This is a genomic window from Staphylococcus sp. HMSC057A08 (assembly GCF_001812925.1).
Lineage (GTDB): Bacteria > Bacillota > Bacilli > Staphylococcales > Staphylococcaceae > Staphylococcus > Staphylococcus hominis.
In genome coordinates this window covers 1-22,003 of the sequence record NZ_KV810867.1, presented here as the reverse complement: position 1 = coordinate 22,003, position 22,003 = coordinate 1, and the positions used below count along the sequence as shown (strand labels likewise).

Here is a 22,003-nt window from a genome sequence, read left to right as displayed (position 1 = left end):
AATAACGGGGTTTTAATTTCTCAAAGAATGCAAGTAATCATTAACACTTTCACTCTAAAGTGACTAAGTTAAAATGATTTACTTATATATTAAGTTAAGATACTAGAATTATTTTAATTCTACAGTAGCTCCAACTTCTTCTAATTGTTCTTTAAGTTTTTCAGCATCTTCTTTAGCAACAGCTTCTTTGATTACTTTAGGAGCGTTGTCTACTAATTCTTTAGCGTCTTTTAAGCCTAAGCCAGTTGCTTCTTTAACTGCTTTAACAACTTTGATTTTTGAAGATCCAGCTGAAGTTAATTCAACGTCAAATTCAGTTTTTTCTGCGCCAGCGTCTCCGCCACCAGCTGCACCAGCTGCTGCTACAGGAGCTGCTGCTGTTACACCAAATTCTTCTTCAATTGCTTTTACTAAATCGTTTAATTCTAATACTGACATTTCTTTAATTGCTTCAATGATTTGTTCTTGATTAGCCATTTTATTATTCCTCCATTTATTTTAAAATTTTATGCGCAATTATTCAGCGCTTTCTTCTTTTTGTTCTCCAACAGCTTTAACCGCATAAGCGAAGTTGCGTACTGGAGCTTGTAATACTGATAAAAGCATAGATACAAGACCATCGTGTGAAGGTAATGAACCAACAGTTTTAACTTCTTCTGCTGAGATAACGTTACCTTCCATAACGCCTGTTTTAATTTCTAAAGCTTCATGTTCTTTAGCAAATCCTGAGATCACTTTCGCTGGAGCAACTACATCATCAGTAGTTGTAGCGATAGCTGTAGGACCAGTTAAGAATTCATCTAAGCCTTCGATACCTGCTTTTTCAGCTGCACGACGAACTAATGTGTTTTTGTATACTTTATACTCAACACCAGCTTCACGTAATTGAGCACGTAAATCAGTTACTTCCGCAACAGTTAAACCACGGTAGTCCACGATAACAGTTGAAACTGAATTTTTAAGTTGTTCAGCGATAACGTCAACTTGTTGTTTTTTAGCTTCAATAATAGCAGACATTCAGACACCTCCATTTTTATTTTTGGTGCTTTTTTAATAAAAAAAGCACTTTCTACCCACGGCAAAAAGTGCTTGAAAGATCATTATAATAATCATCACGTTCAAGTCAATTTTAGCCTCGGTAGGATATTGTTTTAAGTTAAAGATTAACTCCTACTGTCTTAGGTAAAATAATCACAATAAATAATATAACTTGTTTATTGTAATATGTCAATTGTTTTTTTAAAAAAGACTGGAAGAAAATGATCTTATCTTTTTCAAAATAAGCAATGATTATCTACCAGTCTACAATCTATTCATATATTTGAAATTAAAGTTTAAAAGATGAAGTATCTACTTTAACTCCAGGACCCATTGTTGTAGTTACAGCAACAGATTTGAAGTAAGTACCTTTAGCAGATGCTGGTTTAGCTTTAGCTAAAACATCTTGTAAAGCATTAAAGTTTTCAACTAATTTTTCTTCGTCGAAAGATACTTTACCAATCGTAGCATGTACGATACCTGCTTTTTCAGCACGATATTCAACTTTACCAGCTTTAATTTCTTCTACAGCTTTTTTAACGTCCATAGTTACTGTACCAGTTTTAGGGTTTGGCATTAAACCTTTAGGTCCTAATACACGACCTAATTTACCAACTTCACCCATCATGTCAGGTGTAGCTACTACTACGTCAAAGTCGAACCAACCTTGTTGAATTTTTTGAGCATATTCAGATTCACCCACGTAATCTGCGCCTGCTTCTTCTGCTTCTGTAATTTTATCGCCTTTAGCAAAAACTAATACACGTTGTGATTTACCAGTACCGTTTGGTAGCACTACTGCACCACGGATTTGTTGGTCATTTTTACGTGTATCAATACCTAAACGGAATGCTACTTCAACTGATGCATCAAAGTTAGCGATACTAGTTTCTTTAGCTAATTTAATTGCTTCTTCAACACTATAGTATTTAGTACGGTCAACTTTATTAGCTGCTTCTTGATACTTTTTACCTTTTTTAGCCATTTATTGTTCCTCCTTTAGTGGTTTTAGCGGAATTTCCTCCCACGCTTACTTGTGTGATTTACACAAGTTAAGAGCAGATAACAGATGATGTCATTAATAAATATTAATTTACTAAAGACTAATCATAGACAATATATGTTGTCGTTTCTGTTACCTGCTATCGTCTATCAGTTTATTTCAAATTCAAACTCATTTTCATTTAATAATTATTGTACAGTGATACCCATACTACGTGCAGTACCTTCGATAATACGCATAGCTGCTTCTTCGTCTGCAGCGTTTAAGTCTTGCATTTTTGTTTGAGCAATTTCACGTACTTGATCTTTAGTTACTGTAGCAACTTTAGTTTTGTTTGGTTCACCAGAACCTTTTTCAACGCCAGCTGCTTTTTTAAGTAGTACTGGAGCCGGTGGAGTTTTAGTAATGAATGTAAATGAACGATCTTCATATACACTGATTTCTACCGGAATGATTAAACCTGCTTGTTCTTGTGTACGTGCATTGAATTCTTTACAGAATCCCATGATGTTCACACCTGCTTGACCTAATGCTGGACCAACTGGTGGTGCTGGGTTCGCTTTACCTGCAGGAATTTGTAATTTAACTACTTTTTCTACTTTTTTAGCCACGATGTGCACCTCCTTGATATCGTGATGTGGTCACAGGGCTCAGTTTTGCCCTCCCACTCATAAACATTTCGTGACGAAATGAGCGTTCTAAAAACGCGACCACATTATTTTAACATTAAACTTAATTAAAAATCAATAGTAAAATTTCATCTTTTTAAGCAAATCATACTTTATAATTTAAAATGATTATAATTTTTCTATTTGATCGAATTCTACTTCAACTGGTGTTTCTCTACCAAACATATCGACTAATACAGTTAATTTAAATTTATCTGCTTCGATTTCTTGAACTTCACCAACTTGATTTGCAAATGGTCCTGATTTGATGCGGACTTGTTCACCTACATCTAATTCTACATCAATTGTTTTTTCTTTAAGTCCCATTTGTTTTAAGATGAATCTCATTTCTTCAGGAAGTAATGGATTAGGTTTTGAACCTGCACCTGCTGAACCAACAAATCCTGTGACACCTGGAGTATTACGTACAACATACCATGATTCATCTGTCATAATAAGCTCTACTAAAACATATCCAGGAAATGTCTTTTTAACCTGTTTTTTTGCTTTCCCATCTTTAACTTGTGTTTCTTCCTCTTCAGGTATGACAACTCTAAAAATTTGCTCTGTCATATTCATTGATTCTACTCTTTTTTCTAAATTCTTTTTAACTTTATTTTCATATCCAGAATACGTATGCACTGCGTACCAACGCTTAGCCCCAACTTCTTCAGACATGTTGTCACTCCTTACTTTTATCTAAATAATTGAATTAAATTACCAATACCTACGTCTAATACCCAGAAAAAGACCATAAAGAAAATTACTGTAGCTACTACAATGACAGTATATTTAAAAAGTTCTTCTTTCGTAGGCCAACTTGTTTTTTCCATTTCGCTTTTAACGCCTTGGAAGAAACTTTCTTTATTCTTACTTGCGTCTTTATCTTTAGCCATAACCTTACCTCCATGCTTTTCAAAGTATATACTTATAAACTCATTACTTTGATTCTTTATGCATCGTGTGTTCATTACATCTGGAACAATATTTCTTCAGTTGTAATCTCTTAGCTGATGTTTCTTTTTTAGGTACATTATAATTTCTGCTACCACACATTTCACAAACTAAAGGTACTTTTCTCACATCAATTCACCTTTACTCATATTAATACCAGTCTACTATACATAAACTTATAATAAACTGTCAAACTCGTACTAAAATACTTAACGTTTGTATTTCAATAAATATTGTTTCATTTTTATTTTACAACGTTGAATACTATTGTAAACTACTTTATCTTTTACATTTAGTCTTTTTGCTATTTCTGATGGGGAATAATCCAGTAGAAGTAAATTTGCAACTTCTCTTTCAAACATACTTAACTTCTTAAAACTATCTATCAAGTCTTCTTTACTTAATCTAGTTAAATATAGTGCTTCCGTCCTTTTTATCATTTGATTCAAACGATATTCTACTACACATTCATTGATTAACAATTGTTGACGTTGATTAAACGCATAACGTTTTCTCCAAAAATCTTTTTTTACAGAATAAACGAGACGATTTAAATAATGTTCGAATGGAACATTCGTATTAAAATTAAATGTGTGTAAAGCTAAATATATCTTTAACGAGGTATCTTGAATTAAATCTTCTAGTTCTTGATGATCTATACCTAGACTTCTAAACTTCATCATAAGTTTAGGACGTATCACATTCATTATATTTGCGAATAACTGTTCTTTCTCCAATGTATTTTGGCTATATTGAAAAGCTTTAAATATATCTTCTAGTTGTCGAAAATGATAAGTCATATACAAAACCTTTCTTTATAAGTTAGGCACATTGTATAAGATGCATCTTTTAAATGGCAAGACTGTATTATTTATGTTTTTTACCATATCCTCGTCGTATTTTTTCAAATTCTGCAAGTACATCTTTTGATAACGAAATTCGAGTTCTTGGTTTACGTTCATTAAAATCATCTACTGATTTACTAACCGTCATTGCATTCTCTTTTAAATCTCGCCACATTTCTCTAGATGAAACACGATATGCACCTGCTCCAAAAATAGCATGTTGCTCGCTCATATCGCTGGTCACTACTGTAATATGTGTCGTATGTTTATTGTATAAATTGTATACATAACGCTCAATATAGCTATCTGCAGTTTCTTTTTCTTTCGTAAAAACTGTTTTAACACCATGATAAATGTATTCTCTTTCTATACCAGATTGTTCATATGCATCAAATACACATACAATCTCATCAGCGACAACTGCATTGTAATTGGCAATCACATCTAAGAGTTGTTCACGTGCTTCCTCTAAACTTTCTCTTGCTACTTTACTCAATTCCCTTGATTGACCAATCATATTGTACCCATCAATAATTAGATATCTATCTTTCATTGGGTGTCTCCAATTTGATGTCGTTTACGATATACTTCATACATCATTAAACTAGCAGCTACAGAAGCATTTAAGCTATTAACATGGCCTACCATAGGAATTTTAATATAGAAATCACATTTATCTTTAACCAATCTACTCATACCTTGCCCTTCACTACCAATTACGATAGCCAGTGGCATATCAGCAGCCATATTGCGATAATCTGTAGCATTATCCGCTTCAGCGCCTGCTACCCAATATCCATTATCTTTCAACTCATCAATTATTTTTGATAAATTTGTAACACGCATCACTGGGACATGCTGAATCGCACCTGTTGACGCTTTTGCAACAGTTTGTGTGAGCGCAACAGAACGTCTTTTAGGGATAACAACTCCATCTACTCCGCTTGCATCTGCCGTTCTAATGATCGAACCAAGATTATGTGGATCTTCTAACCCATCTAAAATAATTATTGTAGAAAGGCCTTCTTTTTCTTTTTGAGATTGAATAAACTGATCAAAATCTGCATATTCGTATGGTGCAATCAGTGCAGCTACACCTTGATGCGGTGCATTTGCTAAATTATCTAATTTGGATTTTGGAACAGTTTGTATAATCAATTTCTGTGCTTTAGCATTTTTTAAAATATCATTAATTTGCTGCTTTCTTATTCCTTCTTGTATCCAAATTTTATTTATTGTATGACCAGACACAATTGCTTCTTTAACAGCGTGTCTACCGACAATAACGATATCTTCCACTATGTTCACAACCTTTCATCAACAATTTGTACAATCATATCAAGTAACGCATCTAATCGTTCATTTCGATGGTCTAAATAAAGAAATCCTATAATAGCTTCTAAACCTGAACTTTTACGATACGTTTGTATATCTGTATTTTTAGCTTTCGTATAACTTTTAGCGTTACGCCCTCTTCTAACAATATCTCGTTCTTCTTCAGTAAACCATTCTTTTGTGATTAATACCTCGAGCGTTTGTGCTTGGCTTTTTGCAGACACATATTGTTTCGATACTTGGTGTAAGCGATTTGGTTTACTCTGTAATTTAAGCACAATATATTCGCGTACATGCTGGTCTAATACAGCATCTCCCATATAAGCTAACGTTAATGGGTTCAATAGCTTTGCATCCATATTAACCTCTTCTAAATCTTACACCTTGAGGCGTATCTTCAAGAATAATATTTTGCTCTTTTAGCGTATCTCTAATTTCGTCAGCTCGAGCAAAATCTTTATTTTTACGTGCTTCATTACGTTCTTCGATAAGTTTTTCTATGTCTTCATCAAGTAATACATCATTTTCTTTTCCTTCTAATGGCACACCTAATACATCACTAAAAATTTGATATACTTCTTTAAAGCGCTGAATCACTTGAGTTGATGTTGTATTTTCTAACACATATTTATTAGCTAATTTTGATAAATCATACCATGCAGTTACAGCGTTTGCTGTATTAAAATCATCATCCATTACAGCTTCAAATTGTTTTAAAATATCATTAATTTGATCAATATAGTCTGTCTGTGTTTCTAAATCAGTTGCGATTGCTTCTCTTTCTTTAATTAATTGATAACTATTGCGTATACGCTCTAATCCACTTTTAGCAGCATTCACTAATTCAAGGTTATAGTTGATTGGACTTCTATAGTGAACACTAATCATGAAGAAACGTAATACATCTGGATCAATTTCTTTAATAATATCGTGTACTAAAATAAAGTTACCTAATGATTTACTCATTTTTTCATTATCTATATTAATAAAACCATTATGCATCCAATAATTAGCAAAAGGCGCGTGATTGTGTGCTTCAGATTGCGCTATTTCATTTTCATGATGTGGAAATTGTAAGTCTGATCCTCCTGCATGGATGTCAATTGTTTTTCCCAATTCATGATAAGCCATTACAGAGCATTCAATATGCCATCCTGGACGTCCTTGTCCAAATGGGCTCTCCCAACTAATTTCTCCAGGTTTTGCTTTTTTCCATAGCGTAAAATCCAATGCATCCTCTTTTTGTTCACCTGCTTCTATACGAGCGCCAACTTTTAAATCATCAATAGACTGATGACTTAATTTACCATATCCATCAAATTGACGGGTTCTAAAATACACATCTCCATTACTTTCATATGCATAACCGTCATCTACAAGTTGTTTAATGAAGTCAATGATTTCATCCATATGATTCATTACTCGTGGATTAGATGTCGCTCTTTTAACATTAAGTGCCCCTACATCTTCATAGAATGCCTTGATATATCGATCAGCAATTTCTGGCACACTTTCATTTAATTCTTTAGAACGATTAATGAGTTTATCATCTACATCAGTAAAATTAGATACGTAATCAACCGTATAGCCTTTATATTCAAAATATCGACGTACGACGTCATAATTAATTGCTGGACGGGCATTACCGATATGAATGTAATTATACACTGTAGGTCCACATACATACATTTTCACCTTACCAGGTTCAATGGGCTTAAACGCCTCTTTTTGACGTGTTAAAGTATTATATAATGTAATCATCTTTAATCTCTCCATTCTTAGCTTTTTCCAATTGTCGTTCTAGTTGCTTAATTTGTTCAAATAAAGGATCAGGCAAATTACGATGATCAAATGTTTTCCCAATTCGTTTTCCTTCTTGTTTAACAATATGACCTGGAATACCTACAACTGTTGTATAACTTGGCACAGATTGTAAGACTACTGAATTCGCACCAATATTAACATTAGAATCAATTTGGATATTTCCTAAAACCTTTGATCCTGCTGCAATTAAAACATTATCTCCAATATCTGGATGACGCTTTCCTTTTTGTTTACCTGTACCTCCAAGTGTCACGCCTTGATAAATCGTTACGTTATCTCCAATCGTACATGTTTCACCAATAACTACACCCATACCATGATCAATAAATAGACGTTTTCCAATTTTCGCTCCAGGATGAATTTCAATTCCTGTAAAAAAGCGAGATACTTGTGAAATCATTCTCGCCAAAACGTAGTGTTTTTTATTATATAATTTATGTGCAATTAAGTGACTCCATACCGCATGCAAGCCTGCATAAGTTGTGATTACTTCAAATGTTGTACGTGCTGCAGGGTCTTGTTCAAATACCATTTTTACATCATCTTTCATTCTTTTTATCAAGACGCTCGCCTCCCCATTTTCTATATATTATGAATATCTTACAGTCCATGTATCATTCAAATATTTAAAAAAAGCGTCCCTAACATTAACTGCTAGAGGCGCTATTGCACGGTTCCACTCTTCATTTTAGATAAAGTAAGTTGATGAATATACTAGTCTACCTTATCATACTCATTTCTATATTTAATTGAACATTCAAAGGTGCATTCGATATAGATAATGATATGCTCACAGCAACCGCATACTCTCTAACAACATTATCGTATATTTACTAATCCTTTAACTAACATATGTTTAATCTTATCATAAGAAGTTTTTTATAAAATTTCAAGTTTAAACATGTGTGTCTGACTTATTATATTAACATTGTTTTAAACATATTTTTTTAAACGAGATAGTACTTTTTCTTTTCCTAATACTTCAATTGTATTCGGTAATTCAGGACCATGCATTTGACCAGTCACTGCTACACGAATAGGCATAAATAATTGTTTACCTTTAATACCAGTTTCTTTTTGTACTTCTTTAATCGTTTTTTTAATTTCAGCAGCTTCAAATGGTTCAAGCGCTTCTAATTTACCATATAAATGAGACATTAATTCAGGAACTTGTTCGCCATTTAATACCTCTTGTTCTTCTTCACCTAATTCAGGCATATCATGGAAGAACATTTCTGATAACGGAACAATTTCTCCTGCATAACTCATTTCTTTTTGATAAAGACCAATTAATTTGCGTCCCCATTCTTTATCTTCTTCACTTGGATTTTTAGGAATTAAATTTGCTTTGATTAAGTGTGGTAAAGCAAGCTCAAATACTGTTTCTGTATCTTTTGTTTTCATATATTGGTTATTAACCCAAGCTAATTTTTGTCTATCAAACATTGCTGGAGATTTAGAAAGACGTTGTTCATCAAAAATCTTAATAAATTCTTCTTTAGAAAAGATCTCATCTTCACCTTCAGGAGACCAACCGAGTAAAGCAATAAAATTGAATAACGCTTCAGGTAAATAACCTAAATCACGATATTGCTCGATAAATTGTAAAATTTGGCCATCTCGTTTACTTAATTTTTTACGTTGTTCATTTACAATTAATGACATATGCGCAAAACGTGGTGGTTCCCAACCAAATGCTTCATAAATCATTAATTGCTTAGGTGTATTTGATACATGATCATCTCCACGAATAACATCAGAAATTTCCATGTAGTGATCATCTACTGCTACCGCGAAATTATACGTAGGGACGTCATCTTTTTTCACGATAACCCAATCTCCAATATTATTAGAGTCAAAAGAAATTTCTCCTTTAACCATATCATCAAATGTATATGTTTTATCTTTTGGAACACGGAAACGAATAGCGGGTTTGCGTCCTTCAGCTTCAAATTGTTGACGTTGTTCTTCGGTGAGATGTGCATGTTTACCGCCATATCGTGGCATTTCTCCACGAGCAATTTGAGCTTCACGTTCTTCTTCTAATTCTTCTTCAGTCATGTAGCATTTGTATGCTTTATCTTCATCTAATAATTGTTGAATAAGTGGATTATAGATGTCTGCACGTTCAGATTGACGATAAGGACCATGACCTTTGTCTTTATCGATAGATTCATCCCAATCTAATCCTAACCATTTTAAGTTATCAAATTGTGAAGATTCTCCATCTTCAAGATTTCTTTTACTATCTGTATCTTCAATACGTACTACAAAATCTCCATCATAATGTTTAGCAAATAAATAATTAAATAATGCAGTTCTTGCATTTCCGATGTGTAAATATCCAGTTGGACTTGGCGCATATCTTACTCTTACGCGTTCACTCATTCGTTTCACTCCTAATTTTGTTATTCATTCTTTATAGCGAATGATTTCTTTCATTAGAAAAAAGTTATCCCAAACAATCTTTAAAGAGTCGTTTTTGAATAACTTTAACTTCTAATCTATACTTAGATCAACTTCGCATTTCCTTATTATTGTAGCATTAATTGGCTGGTTTGATAAGTCTATTGCTACTGTTGTTACGTTACTCAGCAATATCTCATAACGAAAAATATTATACAATAATTCATCAATGACTACGTTTCACATGAAACTCTTTTTCCTATTAACTTAAGGACTCCTCTATAGTCTTAGCAAATATAATACGACCAGATGATGTTTGTAATAAACTAATGACTTCTAATTCAACCTGTTTCCCTATAAGAGATTTGGCATGATCTACAACAACCATTGTTCCATCATCTAGATATCCTACCCCTTGGCCAGGTTCTTTACCCATTTTAGTTAATAAAATATTAAGTCGGTCACCTTGATGAACATTGGGTTTAATTGCTTCTGATAAATCATTAACATTTAATGCAGTAATCCCTTGAACATGACATACCTTATTCAAATTGAAATCGGTTGTAATGACATGGGCATGATAGACTTGAGCTAATTCAACTAACAGTTTGTCAATATCACTATGAGATTTTTGAGGATGAATCACACGAGTTGGATAGTCTAAATCATAAAGTTGATTTAAAATATCTAATCCACGTTGTCCTTTTTCACGTTTGATACTATCATTAGCATCTGCAACTACTTGCAATTCATTTATAACTCCTTGAGGAATAAGTATTTCTCCATCTATAAACCCGCATTTAATAATATCTAAAATTCTTCCATCAATAATTGCACTTGTATCTAACAGTTTAGGTATAGCACTGATATTATTTTTAGACATTGAACGTGCTATATTTTCTGGCAAAAACATAAGCATTTCATCACGCTTTTTCAAACCAAACTGGAATCCTAAATAACATAATAATAGTGTAATAATAATAGGCACAAGGTGATTTAATATAGAATTTCCTATCATTTCTAAAATAAATGAAGCCATTACTGAAATAAATAAACCAACGACTAATCCTAGTGTAGCAAACAAAATTTCGACTGCACTACGTTTCATAATCCACATTTCAGCTTCTTTAAGTAATCGTGTTACTTTATTAATAAATAGACCAAATATTAGAAAGAATACAATCATCCCTACTAAACCATCAATATAATGATTAGTATAAATGGGTGGGGTGTTCATACCTAAATCATTTAAAATTTCTGGAATTAACATGATTCCAAATGATGCACCAAGAATGATGTAGATTATAATAACAATTCCTTTTAATACCTTCATACGTTATCACCCCTTTAAATGCCTATGATGAGCGATTACTAAACGCATATTTTAAGGCATCATGTACCGTTGTCACGCCAACGACCTGAACACCTTCTGGGAATGTCCATCCACCTATATTCGTTTTGGGAATAATCACTCTCTTAAATCCTAGTTTTGCCGCTTCTTGTACACGTTGCTCAATACGCGATACTCGTCTTACTTCACCAGTTAATCCCACTTCACCAATATAACAATCCAAACCATCTACGGCTTTATCTTTAAAACTTGAAGCAGTCGCTACAATAATACTTAAATCTACAGCCGGTTCAGTCAGTCTCACTCCACCCGCTACTTTAATGTAAGCATCTTGTTGTTGTAAAAGATAATTTTCTTTTTTCTCTAAAACAGCCATAAGTAAGCTAAGTCGATTGTGGTCGATGCCTGTGGCCATTCGTCTTGGATTATTAAATGTAGTAGGTGTTACTAGAGATTGCACCTCAATCAATAGTGGTCGTGTGCCTTCCATAGTAGCCACAATTGTTGATCCTGGAACATTTGTAGAGCGTTCTTCTAAAAACATTTCTGAAGGATTTTGTACACCTTTCAAACCACTTTGTTTCATTTCAAAAATACCCATTTCATTCGTTGAACCAAAACGATTTTTAACTGCTCTTAGAATTCGATAAGCATGGTGTTCATCACCTTCGAAGTATAAAACTGTATCTACCATATGTTCTAATAGTCTTGGACCAGCAATTTGTCCTTCTTTTGTTACGTGACCTACTATAAAAGTTGCGATATTCATTTGTTTTGCAATATTCATTAAACTTTGTGTACTTTCTCGAACTTGTGATACTGAGCCAGGTGCTGAACTAATCTCAGGATGATAAATCGTTTGAATTGAATCGACAACAAGTATATCTGGGCGCTCTTGTTCCACGGTTTGATGAATAACTTCTAAATCTGTTTCAGCTAGTACATTTAAATTACTAGAGTCTTCCTCTAGACGATCTGCACGCAATTTCGTTTGATTTAGTGATTCTTCACCCGTGATATAAAGTACATTAAGTTTCTGTGATAACGATGCACAAATCTGTAATAATAATGTAGATTTCCCAATACCTGGGTCGCCGCCAATTAGTACGAGCGATCCACTAACAATTCCGCCACCAAGTACACGATTAAATTCTTTAGAGTCCGTTTGAACTCTTGGTGTTGTCTCATGCTTAATACTATTTAATTTCTGTACTTTTGCTTGTGTCTCTTTTGTCTTTACACCATGTTTTGGATTGGAAGTCTTTTCAATAATTTCCTCCATTTGATTCCAAGCACCACAATTTGGACATTTTCCCATCCATTTAGGAGACTGATATCCACAAGCCATACATTCGAAAATTACTTTTTTTTTGGCCAAAACTGCACCTCCGATTTTTTTGAACATATCTATTTTATATGTATCCAGTTATAATGACAAATTTAAATATATATAAATGAAAAGAAGAGCCTAGGATTTAATGACTCCTAGACTCTGAATTTAAACTCATTTTATTCTTCTGTTGCTGGTTCTTTTGTATCTTCTATATTATTTTCTTGTTTATCATGGATATCATATTTGAATTCATTGCCATCATGATCAATTGTGACTTCTTTTCCTTCAATTTGATTACCATCAAGTATCAATTCACTTAAATTATCTTCGACCGTTTTTTGAATTGCTCTAATTAATGGACGAGCGCCGTATTCTGGATCATATCCTTCTTCAGCAATTTTTTCTTTAGCTTTATCAGTAACTACAATATTAATATCTTGTTCTGATAAACGTTTTGTTAATTTATTTACCATCATAGTCACAATTTCTTTAAGTTCATCTTTTGTTAATTTATGGAAAACAATAATATCATCTACACGGTTTAAGAACTCAGGACGGAATGAATTTTTAAGTTCTTTCATCATAGTTTTACGAATTGTTTCATAATCTTGTCCTTCAGATGCGCCACCGAATCCAGCGAAACGTTGATCTTGTAGTTCTTGTGCTCCTACATTTGATGTCATAATAATGACAGTATTACGGAAATCAACTTGACGTCCTTTTGTATCAGTTAGATGTCCATCATCAAGTACTTGTAATAAGATATTAAATACGTCTGGATGTGCTTTTTCAATTTCATCAAATAGGATAACAGAATATGGCTTACGTCTAACTTTTTCAGTTAATTGACCACCATCATCATGGCCTACATAACCTGGAGGCGCTCCAACTAAACGACTCACAGCATGTTTCTCCATAAATTCACTCATATCAACACGTATCATTGCGTCTTCTTCACCAAACATTGATTCAGCTAATGCACGGGCAAGTTCAGTTTTACCTACACCAGTTGGTCCTAAGAAAATGAAACTACCGATTGGACGTTTAGGATCTTTTAGACCTGCACGTGCACGACGAACTGCTTTACTAATAGAAGTTACAGCATCGTTTTGTCCAATTACTCGATCATGTAATGTTTCTTCTAAATTAAGCAAACGATCTGACTCTGTTTCATTAATTCTAGTTAATGGAATCCCTGTCCATCCTGCAATAACTTCAGCAATATCTTCTTTAGATAATGATGTTGATTGTCCGCCTTGAGATGTCTTCCATTCATTTTTAGCATCTTCATATTGTTTTTCAAGTTTTGATTGTTTATCTCTTAAGTTAGCTGCATTTTCAAATTCTTGTGCATGGACGGCAGCATCTTTTTCATTTTTAACTTTTTCAATTTCTTGTTCAATCTCTTTTAAATTACTTGGAGTTGTGTGACTTTTTAGTCTTACTTTCGAACTTGCTTCGTCAATCAAATCAATTGCTTTATCTGGTAGGAAACGATCAGATACATAACGGTTACTTAATTTAGCAGCCGCTTCCAGTGCTTCATCAGAAATATTAATACGATGATGCGCTTCGTAGCGATCACGTAAACCTTTTAGAATAGCAACAGTATCCTCTACAGATGGTTCATCAACTTGAATAGGTTGGAAACGACGTTCTAATGCAGCATCTTTTTCAATGTTTTTACGATATTCATCTAATGTTGTTGCACCAATGCATTGTAACTCACCACGCGCTAACGCTGGTTTTAAAATATTAGATGCATCAATTGCACCTTCTGCACCACCAGCACCAACTAGTGTATGCAATTCATCAATGAATAAAATGACATTACCTGCATGATGGATTTCATCCATGACTTTTTTCAAACGTTCTTCGAATTCACCACGATATTTAGTACCTGCCACGACTGTTCCCATATCTAGTGACATTACACGTTTATTTTTTAACGTTTCTGGTACTTCATTATTTACAATAGCTTGTGCAAGACCTTCAGCAATGGCTGTTTTACCTACACCTGGTTCACCAATAAGTACAGGGTTATTTTTAGTTCTACGACTTAATACTTCAATAACACGTGTAATTTCTTTATCTCTACCCACAACTGGATCTAAAGTACCGTCTTTAGCAATAACTGTTAAGTCTCGTGCTAGTCCATCCAATGTAGGAGTGTTGTTTGATTTATTTGCAGTTGCATTTTTAGTATTCATTTCAGGACTACCTAATGCTTTCACTACTTGTGCACGTGCTTTAGTAATATTCAAATCTAAGTTAGCAAATACACGTGCTGCTACTCCTTCATTTTCACGAATTAATCCTAATAAAATATGTTCTGTACCTACAAAGTTATGATGCAATTTTCTTGCCTCATCCATTGATAGTTCAATGACTTTTTTAGCTCTTGGTGTATAGTGCAACGTACCTGAATGTTCTTGACCATGACCGATTAAATTTTCAACTTCTTCAATAACTTTATCTTCAGTAATATTAAAACTTTCAAGTACTTTAGCAGCAATACCTTCTGGTTCTTTCATTAATCCAAGTAGTAAGTGCTCAGTACCAATGTTCGAATGATTTAAACGAATTGCTTCTTCTTGTGCATGTGCTAATACACGTTGTGCGCGTTCAGTTAATCTACCAAATAACATATCGTTTACAACCTCCTAATTTGTATGTTTTCTTAATATATTTGCCCGTTTTTCATTTACAGATACGTTTTCATCTTCATCATTATATAAAAACGCAGATTGGATACTTACCATTAATTCATTAAACTTAAAGTTACTTAAATTTAAATATCCTAAATCTATGCCTAACTTAATTTCACTTAATCTATATGACGCTTCTTCCATTGATATCATACGGCTATTTTGTAATATTCCTAACGAACGATAAATACGGTCAAGCGTTTCTAATTCACTATATTGTGTTAAACGTTCACGAATTTGCATTTCTTCATTAATAATTTGTTGAACTACTTCTGTCAACTGATCAATAATATCTTCTTCCGTCTTACCTAATGTAAGTTGATTAGAAATTTGATAAATATGACCATAAACTTGTGAACCTTCTCCATATATACCTCGAATCGTAAATCCAAAACGATTAATTGTTTGTGCAATACGATTCATACGTTTCATTATAGATAATCCAGGTAAATGAAGCATCACACTTGCTCGCATTCCAGTCCCAATATTTGTAGGACAAGTCGTTAAATAACCTAAATCTTCATCGAAACTAATTTCTAATTGTTCATCAAGAATATCATCAATGTCTGAAGCCTTTTGATATAAATCTATCAGAGATAAATCATTACCCATTGCTTGAATTCGTACATGATCTTCTTCATTAATCATAATACTCAAAGATTCATCTTCATTTAATAACACCGCTGAAGCTGGTTGTTTAATCAATTCTTTACTAATTAGATGTTTAGCCACTAACTTCATCTTACTTTGTTGGTCCATGGTATCTAAACGCATTAAAGATAAATTAGGTAGTGCATCTTGCACTTCATTGATTATTCTAAAACCTGCTTGTTCAGATGGAAACATTAAAGGATGAACATGATTTTCTAAATTACGTGCTAAACGAATACGCGAAGACATTACAATAGGAGATTCATCTGTTTCTTTCATCCATTCACTAATATGTGCACCCATATCATTCATCATGCTCCATCTCGCTTTCATGTTTCAAGGCTTTAATTTCATCTCTAATGACAGCTGCTTCTTCAAATTTTTGCTTTTCAATTAATATATTTAAGTAATTCGTTTTTTCTTCAATTTGTTTTTTTATTGCCAGTTTATGATGTGAAGAACGAGGCATCTTGCCTACATGTTCAAATTGTCCACCTTGTACTCGTCTTACAATATCAACAATATCCTCTTTAAATACTGCATAGCAATTTGCACATCCAAATTTACCTACATGAGCTATATCTTTCAATGTCATGTTACATGTAGGACATCGTTTTTCTTCTTGAAATGCTACTTCATGAAAATTTAATCCGTGTTTAGTTGCTAAATGTTGTAAGATTTGTTTGACTACAAAGGCTTCTTCAATATCATCTTGAAACTCTGAATGTGACGCAGGATGTTCTTGTTGATTCCAAGGATGCTCTCCTTGCGCACATTCTGAACACACCCACTTTTCAGAGGTACCATCTTTACTTTTTACTGTGAGTTTAACCTCTGCTTCATTTAAATGACAATTTTCGCAAAGCACACATAGACACCTCGCTTTTCTTTATTATTTATTAATAGTAATTAATGATAGGTAATAATCGTTTGAGAATATTTGCTCTAATAATATCTCTAGAAACAACATCCATTGATAATGTTTCACGATCAATAATCACTTGAATCATTCTTGCTTCTCTATCACTAATTAATCCTTTATCTAACAAACCATCAATTATATAATATGCTTGTTGTTGAGATATCGAAGGACCAATTAATTGCAATAGATGATTAATATAACCCGTTGCATCTTTATTTTCAATTTTCGTGATTCGGATATATCCTCCTCCACCACGTTTACTTTCTATTTCATAACCATGTTCATTTGTAAATCTTGTTTTAATAACATAGTTGAGTTGAGAAGGCACACAATCGAAACGTTGAGCAATATTAGCTCTTTGAATTTCTACCATATCTTCATTACTTTCTTCAAATAGTTGTTTAATGTATTGTTCTATGATGTCAGACATGTTGTTCATGATTTACCACCCCTTTTGACCTTCTTTGACTATATTATATGACCAACTTTGACCTTTTTCAACCAATTTGTTTTTTTTATTTAAAAATATTAATGTTACTTCTATTATTTTATTGTATTATATAAGATAAAGAGAATTTTAAAGGAGTAGAATTATGCATATTCTTATTGGGATCATTGGGATTATTGTCTTTTTAGCGCTAGCATTTTTATTTAGTTCAGATAAAAAGAATGTTCGTTGGCACTATGTTGGATTATTATTAATTATTCAACTTATACTCGCATTTATTCTTTTGAAAACGACTGCTGGTATTACAATTATCGGTGGTATTTCAAATGGATTTAACTATTTGTTACAAAAAGCTGCTGAAGGAGTTAATTTTGTTTTTGGAGGATTTAAATTTGTAGATCCAAACAATCCACCATTCTTCTTTAGTGTTTTATTACCAATCGTATTTATTTCGGCATTAATTGGTATTTTACAATATACTAGAATTCTTCCATGGATTATTAATGTGTTAGGGTTCTTAATTTCTAAAATTAATGGTATGGGGCGTTTAGAATCATATAATGCAGTAGCAGCTGCGATTCTTGGACAATCTGAAGTATTTATTTCATTAAAACAACAATTACCATATATACCTAAACAACGTTTATATACTTTAACTGCTTCTGCAATGTCTACTGTATCTGCATCAATTATCGGTGCATATTTTACATTGATTGAACCTAAATATGTTGTTACAGCGGTTGTATTAAACTTATTTGGTGGCTTCATTATTGCTTCTATTATTAACCCTTATAAAGTTAATGAAGAAGATGACAAATTGCTAGTGGATGAATCAGAAACTAAAAAACAAGCGTTTTTTGAAATGTTAGGTGAATATATTTTAGATGGTTTCAAAGTAGCAGTTATCGTTGGTGCAATGTTAATTGGCTATATTGCAATCATTGCTTTATTAAATGGCCTTGTAAGTGGTATTTTTAGTTTAATTTCTGGCGGAGCAATCAAATGGGATTTCCAAACGTTAATTGGTTTTGTATTTGCACCATTTGCTTTCTTAGCAGGTGTTCCTTGGCAGGATGCCGTTAAATCAGGTTCTGTGATGGCAACAAAACTATTATCTAATGAATTTGTTGCTATGCAATCACTTGGAAGCTTGAAGGGTATTTCTGAGCATGCAAAAGGTATTACGTCTGTATTTCTAGTTTCATTTGCTAACTTTAGTTCTATTGGGATCATTTCTGGTGCGATTAAATCACTTAACTCTGAAAAAGGTGATGTCGTAGCACGTTTTGGTATTAAGTTATTATTCGGTGCAACACTTGTATCATTTATTTCAGCTGCTATCGCTGGATTCTTCATTTAATAAGAAAAAGCTTGAGATTTTGATCTCAAGCTTTTTTTATTTAACTATATGTTCAATAAAATACTGAGTTATACGATAGTCATCTGTTAATTCTGGATGGAAAGACACCCCTAGGTATTTCCCTTGCTTAACAGCTACTATTTTATCACTAATAGAACTTAATATTTCTACATTATTTTCTACATTAACAATATGTGGTGCTCTTATAAAGACACCTTCTATATCTTTTGCAATACCTTTAACATCTAACTCAGCTTCAAAACTATCTACTTGTCTACCAAAGGAATTACGCGCAACAGTAATATCTAATTTTTTTAGATATCCTGTCTCACCTTCTACATCTTTTGCAAGCACAATAAGACCTGCGCAAGTTCCAAACATTGGTAAATCAGATTGTTGTAATTTTTCTTTAAAGCCATATAAATCCATAAGTCTTCTTAAAGTTGTAGATTCACCGCCAGGGAGAATAAGACCATCAATTTCATCTAATTGTTCAACTTTCTTAACTGCTATACCTTCGTGACCACTTAATTCAATGTGACGAATGTGTTCACGTACTGCACCTTGTAACGCTAATACACCAATCTTCATAAATTACCAACCACGCTCTTGCATACGTTCTTCTAATGAGATTTTATTTATATCTAAACCTTTCATTGCAGTTCCTAATTCAGCTGCTAATTTTCCAATTAATTCATAATCTTGATAATGAGTTGTAGCTTGAACAATAGCTTTTGCAAATTTTTCTGGATCTTCAGATTTAAAAATACCTGAACCCACAAATACCCCATCAGCCCCTAATTCCATCATTAAGGCAGCATCTTGAGGTGTTGCTACACCACCCGCTGCAAAGTTTACTACTGGTAAACGACCTTCTTCTTTAATTTGTTTTAATACATTATATGGTGCACCTAATTCTTTAGCATAAGTCATAATTTCATCGTCATTCATTACAGTTAGACGACTAACCTCTGAATTAACTTTTCTCATGTGACGTACAGCTTCTACAATATTACCTGTTCCAGGTTCTCCTTTAGTACGTAACATCGCTGCACCTTCGCCAATACGTCGTGCTGCTTCGCCTAAATTACGGCAACCACAAACAAATGGTACAGTAAATTGATCTTTTCTTAAATGAAATTCTTCATCTGCAGGAGTAAGAACTTCAGATTCATCAATATAGTCTACGCCCATAGCCTCTAATACACGTGCTTCTGTAATATGACCGATACGTGCTTTAGCCATTACTGGAATTGAAACAGCATTCATTACTTCTTCAACAATTTTAGGATTGGCACTACGTGCTACACCACCAGCTGCTCTAATATCAGATGGTACGCGTTCTAAGGCCATAACTGCTACTGCTCCAGCTTCCTCTGCGATTCTAGCTTGTTCAGCATTAACAACATCCATAATGACGCCGCCTTTTTGCATTTCAGCCATACCACGTTTAACTCTTTCAGATCCTACAATTTTAGACATTTATAAAACCCCTTTTCAATTGATTAAATCCATTTTAAAATATAAACTGATATTTAAAAAGGTACAATTTTAATAAAAAATTAGGGGTCAGATTTATGACGAAGAAACAATCATTATATATTTCTTTATATGAAAAGTTAAAAAAACAAATTATTGAAGGTGTATACGAATCAAACGATAAATTTCCATCTAAAAGACAGTTGAGCGAACATTTATCACTTAGTCATACTACAATTGAGCATGCCTATCAGTTACTTTTAGATGAAGGATTTATATATTCAAAACCACGTTCAGGTTATTATGTTTCAGAAATTCAATCATTACCAGTAACAAATAGTTATCCTGAAATAAGTGATATATTAGAAACTGATAAAGCTACACAGGAAAATACGTATCAGTATCAATTCAATTTAGCTGAAATTGATGCTAAACATTTTCCTAGTCATTTATTTAAAAAGTATGCTAAAGAAGTATTTGAAGAAGATCAACTTGCCCTTTTGAGTAAAGGAAGCGTTCAAGGAGAATTCAACTTAAGACAGCAAATTTCTCATTATTTATTTAATAGTAGAGGAGTATCTTGTCATCCAGATCAAATTATAATTGGCTCTTCAACTGAACAATTATTAAATATGGTCACTGACTTATTAAAAGATTCATCATTTATTATAGAACAACCTAGTTATCCACCTATTAAACATGTACTGGATAAGCATAGAATAAGTTATACACAAGCTAGAGTAGAAAAAGATGGAATTAATATCGATGAAGTCTTTCAAAAAAATAATGATATTTTATATATCACACCATCTCATCAATTTCCAACAGGATATGTGATGAGTTTAAAGAAGCGCACACAACTTATAAAATGGGCACAACAAAAGAAGGAACGATATATTATTGAAGATGATTATGATTCAGAATTTAGATATTTCGGAAAACCTATTCCAGCATTACAGAATTTAGATAAAAAACAAAAAGTAATATATATTAGTACATTTTCGAAATCGCTTTATCCAAGTTGTCGTATGGCCTACATTGTCTTACCAAATAAACTGCTAAAATTATTCCGAGAGATGCAGTATGTTGAAAGCAATACTGTGCCTGTACATTTACAACACATGGTAGCACAATTTATGGCAACTGGTAGCTTTGAACGTCATCTTAATAAAATGAGAAGAATATATAAAAATAAATTAACTTTTATTTTAGAAAAACTAACACCATATAAAGAACAATTGAAAATTGAAGGCGCACTAACAGGAATGCACTTCACACTTGTAGTTAAAAATAATTTGACAATAAATGAATGCATAAAAAGAACGAAAAAATGCAATCTTAAATTAACACCTTATCCTTACAACAACAAAAAACTACAACATCCTACCTTCTTAATTGGCTTTGGAGGTATCCCAGAAGAAAAATTAGAAAAGCATGTTAATGCTCTTATTAAAGCACTTACAGTTTAAATAGAGGAAATGAGTTCTGACTCATTTTGGATTGGTAGTCATTGAACGTAGAGTTTTTTATGAAAGTCACTATGCTAACCATCCGTAGTGTATATTCATTTAGTCATCTTTTAATTAGTTATATATAGATATATATTTTAAAATAAAAAAAGAGACCTCACGGTCTCAATATCAACTCATCGCATCCATACAATGATTTGCCTGGCAAC

The 22,003-nt window shown here is 33.0% G+C and carries 24 protein-coding genes and 1 other annotated feature; of the genes, 2 read left to right on the top strand and 22 right to left on the bottom strand.

From position 1 onward, the window contains the following. Positions 1 to 108: 108 nt before the first annotated feature. The 20 genes from rplL to HMPREF2881_RS09860 form a co-directional block, all read right to left on the bottom strand. A complete protein-coding gene (gene rplL / locus HMPREF2881_RS09950; protein WP_002488409.1) occupies positions 109 to 477 on the bottom strand; it encodes a 50S ribosomal protein L7/L12 in 369 nt (122 codons plus the stop codon). 39 nt (positions 478 to 516) lie between these two features. Further along, positions 517 to 1,017, bottom strand: a complete 501-nt coding sequence (rplJ, locus tag HMPREF2881_RS09945; RefSeq protein ID WP_002449049.1) for a 50S ribosomal protein L10 — start codon at positions 1,015 to 1,017, stop codon at positions 517 to 519. Positions 1,018 to 1,047: 30 nt separating this feature from the next. Beyond that, positions 1,048 to 1,201 (bottom strand) — a sequence feature (ribosomal protein L10 leader region). 126 nt (positions 1,202 to 1,327) lie between these two features. Next, positions 1,328 to 2,023 (bottom strand): 50S ribosomal protein L1, encoded by a 696-nt coding sequence (rplA, locus tag HMPREF2881_RS09940; RefSeq protein WP_002449030.1) that lies wholly within the window; start codon positions 2,021 to 2,023, stop codon positions 1,328 to 1,330. A gap of 206 nt (positions 2,024 to 2,229) precedes the next feature. After that, a complete protein-coding gene (gene rplK / locus HMPREF2881_RS09935) occupies positions 2,230 to 2,652 on the bottom strand; it encodes a 50S ribosomal protein L11 (RefSeq protein ID WP_001832298.1) in 423 nt (140 codons plus the stop codon). A 186-nt stretch (positions 2,653 to 2,838) separates the two neighbouring features. Beyond that, positions 2,839 to 3,387 carry a transcription termination/antitermination protein NusG gene (gene nusG, locus HMPREF2881_RS09930; RefSeq protein ID WP_002449028.1) on the bottom strand — a complete coding sequence of 183 codons (549 nt, stop codon included), beginning with the start codon at positions 3,385 to 3,387 and terminating at the stop codon, positions 2,839 to 2,841. Positions 3,388 to 3,404: 17 nt separating this feature from the next. Next, entirely contained in the window at positions 3,405 to 3,605 is a 201-nt protein-coding gene (secE, locus tag HMPREF2881_RS09925) for a preprotein translocase subunit SecE (protein WP_002449032.1), read from the bottom strand. A 43-nt stretch (positions 3,606 to 3,648) separates the two neighbouring features. After that, a complete protein-coding gene (rpmG, locus tag HMPREF2881_RS11545) occupies positions 3,649 to 3,792 on the bottom strand; it encodes a 50S ribosomal protein L33 (protein WP_049336738.1) in 144 nt (47 codons plus the stop codon). 80 nt (positions 3,793 to 3,872) lie between these two features. Next, a complete protein-coding gene (locus tag HMPREF2881_RS09920; protein WP_002455752.1) occupies positions 3,873 to 4,463 on the bottom strand; it encodes a sigma-70 family RNA polymerase sigma factor in 591 nt (196 codons plus the stop codon). Between the two features lie 67 nt (positions 4,464 to 4,530). Further along, the gene (locus tag HMPREF2881_RS09915; RefSeq protein ID WP_002455753.1) at positions 4,531 to 5,061 is read right to left on the bottom strand and encodes an NYN domain-containing protein; all 531 of its coding nucleotides are present in this window, start codon (positions 5,059 to 5,061) and stop codon (positions 4,531 to 4,533) included. Beyond that, positions 5,058 to 5,807 (bottom strand): 23S rRNA (guanosine(2251)-2'-O)-methyltransferase RlmB, encoded by a 750-nt coding sequence (gene rlmB / locus HMPREF2881_RS09910; RefSeq protein ID WP_002449043.1) that lies wholly within the window; start codon positions 5,805 to 5,807, stop codon positions 5,058 to 5,060. The genes HMPREF2881_RS09915 and rlmB overlap by 4 nt, the downstream gene beginning before the upstream one ends. Positions 5,808 to 5,812: 5 nt before the next feature. Further along, positions 5,813 to 6,202 carry a Mini-ribonuclease 3 gene (locus tag HMPREF2881_RS09905; RefSeq protein ID WP_002488399.1) on the bottom strand — a complete coding sequence of 130 codons (390 nt, stop codon included), beginning with the start codon at positions 6,200 to 6,202 and terminating at the stop codon, positions 5,813 to 5,815. Position 6,203: 1 nt separating this feature from the next. Beyond that, positions 6,204 to 7,604, bottom strand: coding sequence for a cysteine--tRNA ligase (gene cysS, locus HMPREF2881_RS09900; RefSeq protein WP_002488400.1), 1,401 nt, complete (start codon positions 7,602 to 7,604; stop codon positions 6,204 to 6,206). Next, positions 7,588 to 8,217, bottom strand: coding sequence for a serine O-acetyltransferase (gene cysE, locus HMPREF2881_RS09895; protein WP_172457920.1), 630 nt, complete (start codon positions 8,215 to 8,217; stop codon positions 7,588 to 7,590). Before cysE ends, cysS begins: the two co-directional genes overlap by 17 nt. Before the next feature lie 383 nt (positions 8,218 to 8,600). Next, complete coding sequence (gene gltX / locus HMPREF2881_RS09890; RefSeq protein WP_002488394.1) at positions 8,601 to 10,055, bottom strand: glutamate--tRNA ligase; 1,455 nt, start codon at positions 10,053 to 10,055, stop codon at positions 8,601 to 8,603. Between the two features lie 280 nt (positions 10,056 to 10,335). Further along, positions 10,336 to 11,406, bottom strand: a complete 1,071-nt coding sequence (locus tag HMPREF2881_RS09885) for a PIN/TRAM domain-containing protein (protein WP_002488403.1) — start codon at positions 11,404 to 11,406, stop codon at positions 10,336 to 10,338. Positions 11,407 to 11,428: 22 nt separating this feature from the next. Then, positions 11,429 to 12,802 (bottom strand): DNA repair protein RadA, encoded by a 1,374-nt coding sequence (radA, locus tag HMPREF2881_RS09880; RefSeq protein WP_049418285.1) that lies wholly within the window; start codon positions 12,800 to 12,802, stop codon positions 11,429 to 11,431. A 131-nt stretch (positions 12,803 to 12,933) separates the two neighbouring features. Further along, a complete protein-coding gene (locus HMPREF2881_RS09875; RefSeq protein WP_002488407.1) occupies positions 12,934 to 15,405 on the bottom strand; it encodes an ATP-dependent Clp protease ATP-binding subunit in 2,472 nt (823 codons plus the stop codon). 15 nt (positions 15,406 to 15,420) lie between these two features. After that, on the bottom strand, positions 15,421 to 16,428 hold the full coding sequence (locus tag HMPREF2881_RS09870; protein WP_002488391.1) for a protein arginine kinase: 1,008 nt from the start codon (positions 16,426 to 16,428) through the stop codon (positions 15,421 to 15,423). Then, a complete protein-coding gene (locus tag HMPREF2881_RS09865) occupies positions 16,421 to 16,984 on the bottom strand; it encodes a UvrB/UvrC motif-containing protein (protein ID WP_002488404.1) in 564 nt (187 codons plus the stop codon). The genes HMPREF2881_RS09870 and HMPREF2881_RS09865 overlap by 8 nt, the downstream gene beginning before the upstream one ends. A 31-nt stretch (positions 16,985 to 17,015) precedes the next feature. Next, positions 17,016 to 17,477, bottom strand: a complete 462-nt coding sequence (locus tag HMPREF2881_RS09860) for a CtsR family transcriptional regulator (RefSeq protein ID WP_002488395.1) — start codon at positions 17,475 to 17,477, stop codon at positions 17,016 to 17,018. Positions 17,478 to 17,631: 154 nt separating this feature from the next. Here HMPREF2881_RS09860 and HMPREF2881_RS09855 point away from each other — a divergent pair, with 154 nt between their 5' ends. Further along, positions 17,632 to 18,846 (top strand): NupC/NupG family nucleoside CNT transporter, encoded by a 1,215-nt coding sequence (locus HMPREF2881_RS09855; protein WP_002455762.1) that lies wholly within the window; start codon positions 17,632 to 17,634, stop codon positions 18,844 to 18,846. A 36-nt stretch (positions 18,847 to 18,882) separates the two neighbouring features. Here the strand turns inward: HMPREF2881_RS09855 and pdxT are convergent, their stop codons facing one another. Beyond that, the gene (gene pdxT, locus HMPREF2881_RS09850) at positions 18,883 to 19,437 is read right to left on the bottom strand and encodes a pyridoxal 5'-phosphate synthase glutaminase subunit PdxT (protein WP_002488406.1); all 555 of its coding nucleotides are present in this window, start codon (positions 19,435 to 19,437) and stop codon (positions 18,883 to 18,885) included. 3 nt (positions 19,438 to 19,440) lie between these two features. Next, the gene (pdxS, locus tag HMPREF2881_RS09845; RefSeq protein ID WP_002449019.1) at positions 19,441 to 20,328 is read right to left on the bottom strand and encodes a pyridoxal 5'-phosphate synthase lyase subunit PdxS; all 888 of its coding nucleotides are present in this window, start codon (positions 20,326 to 20,328) and stop codon (positions 19,441 to 19,443) included. Positions 20,329 to 20,423: 95 nt separating this feature from the next. Here pdxS and HMPREF2881_RS09840 point away from each other — a divergent pair, with 95 nt between their 5' ends. After that, positions 20,424 to 21,794 (top strand): MocR-like pyridoxine biosynthesis transcription factor PdxR, encoded by a 1,371-nt coding sequence (locus HMPREF2881_RS09840; protein ID WP_002449062.1) that lies wholly within the window; start codon positions 20,424 to 20,426, stop codon positions 21,792 to 21,794. Positions 21,795 to 22,003: the final 209 nt, after the last annotated feature.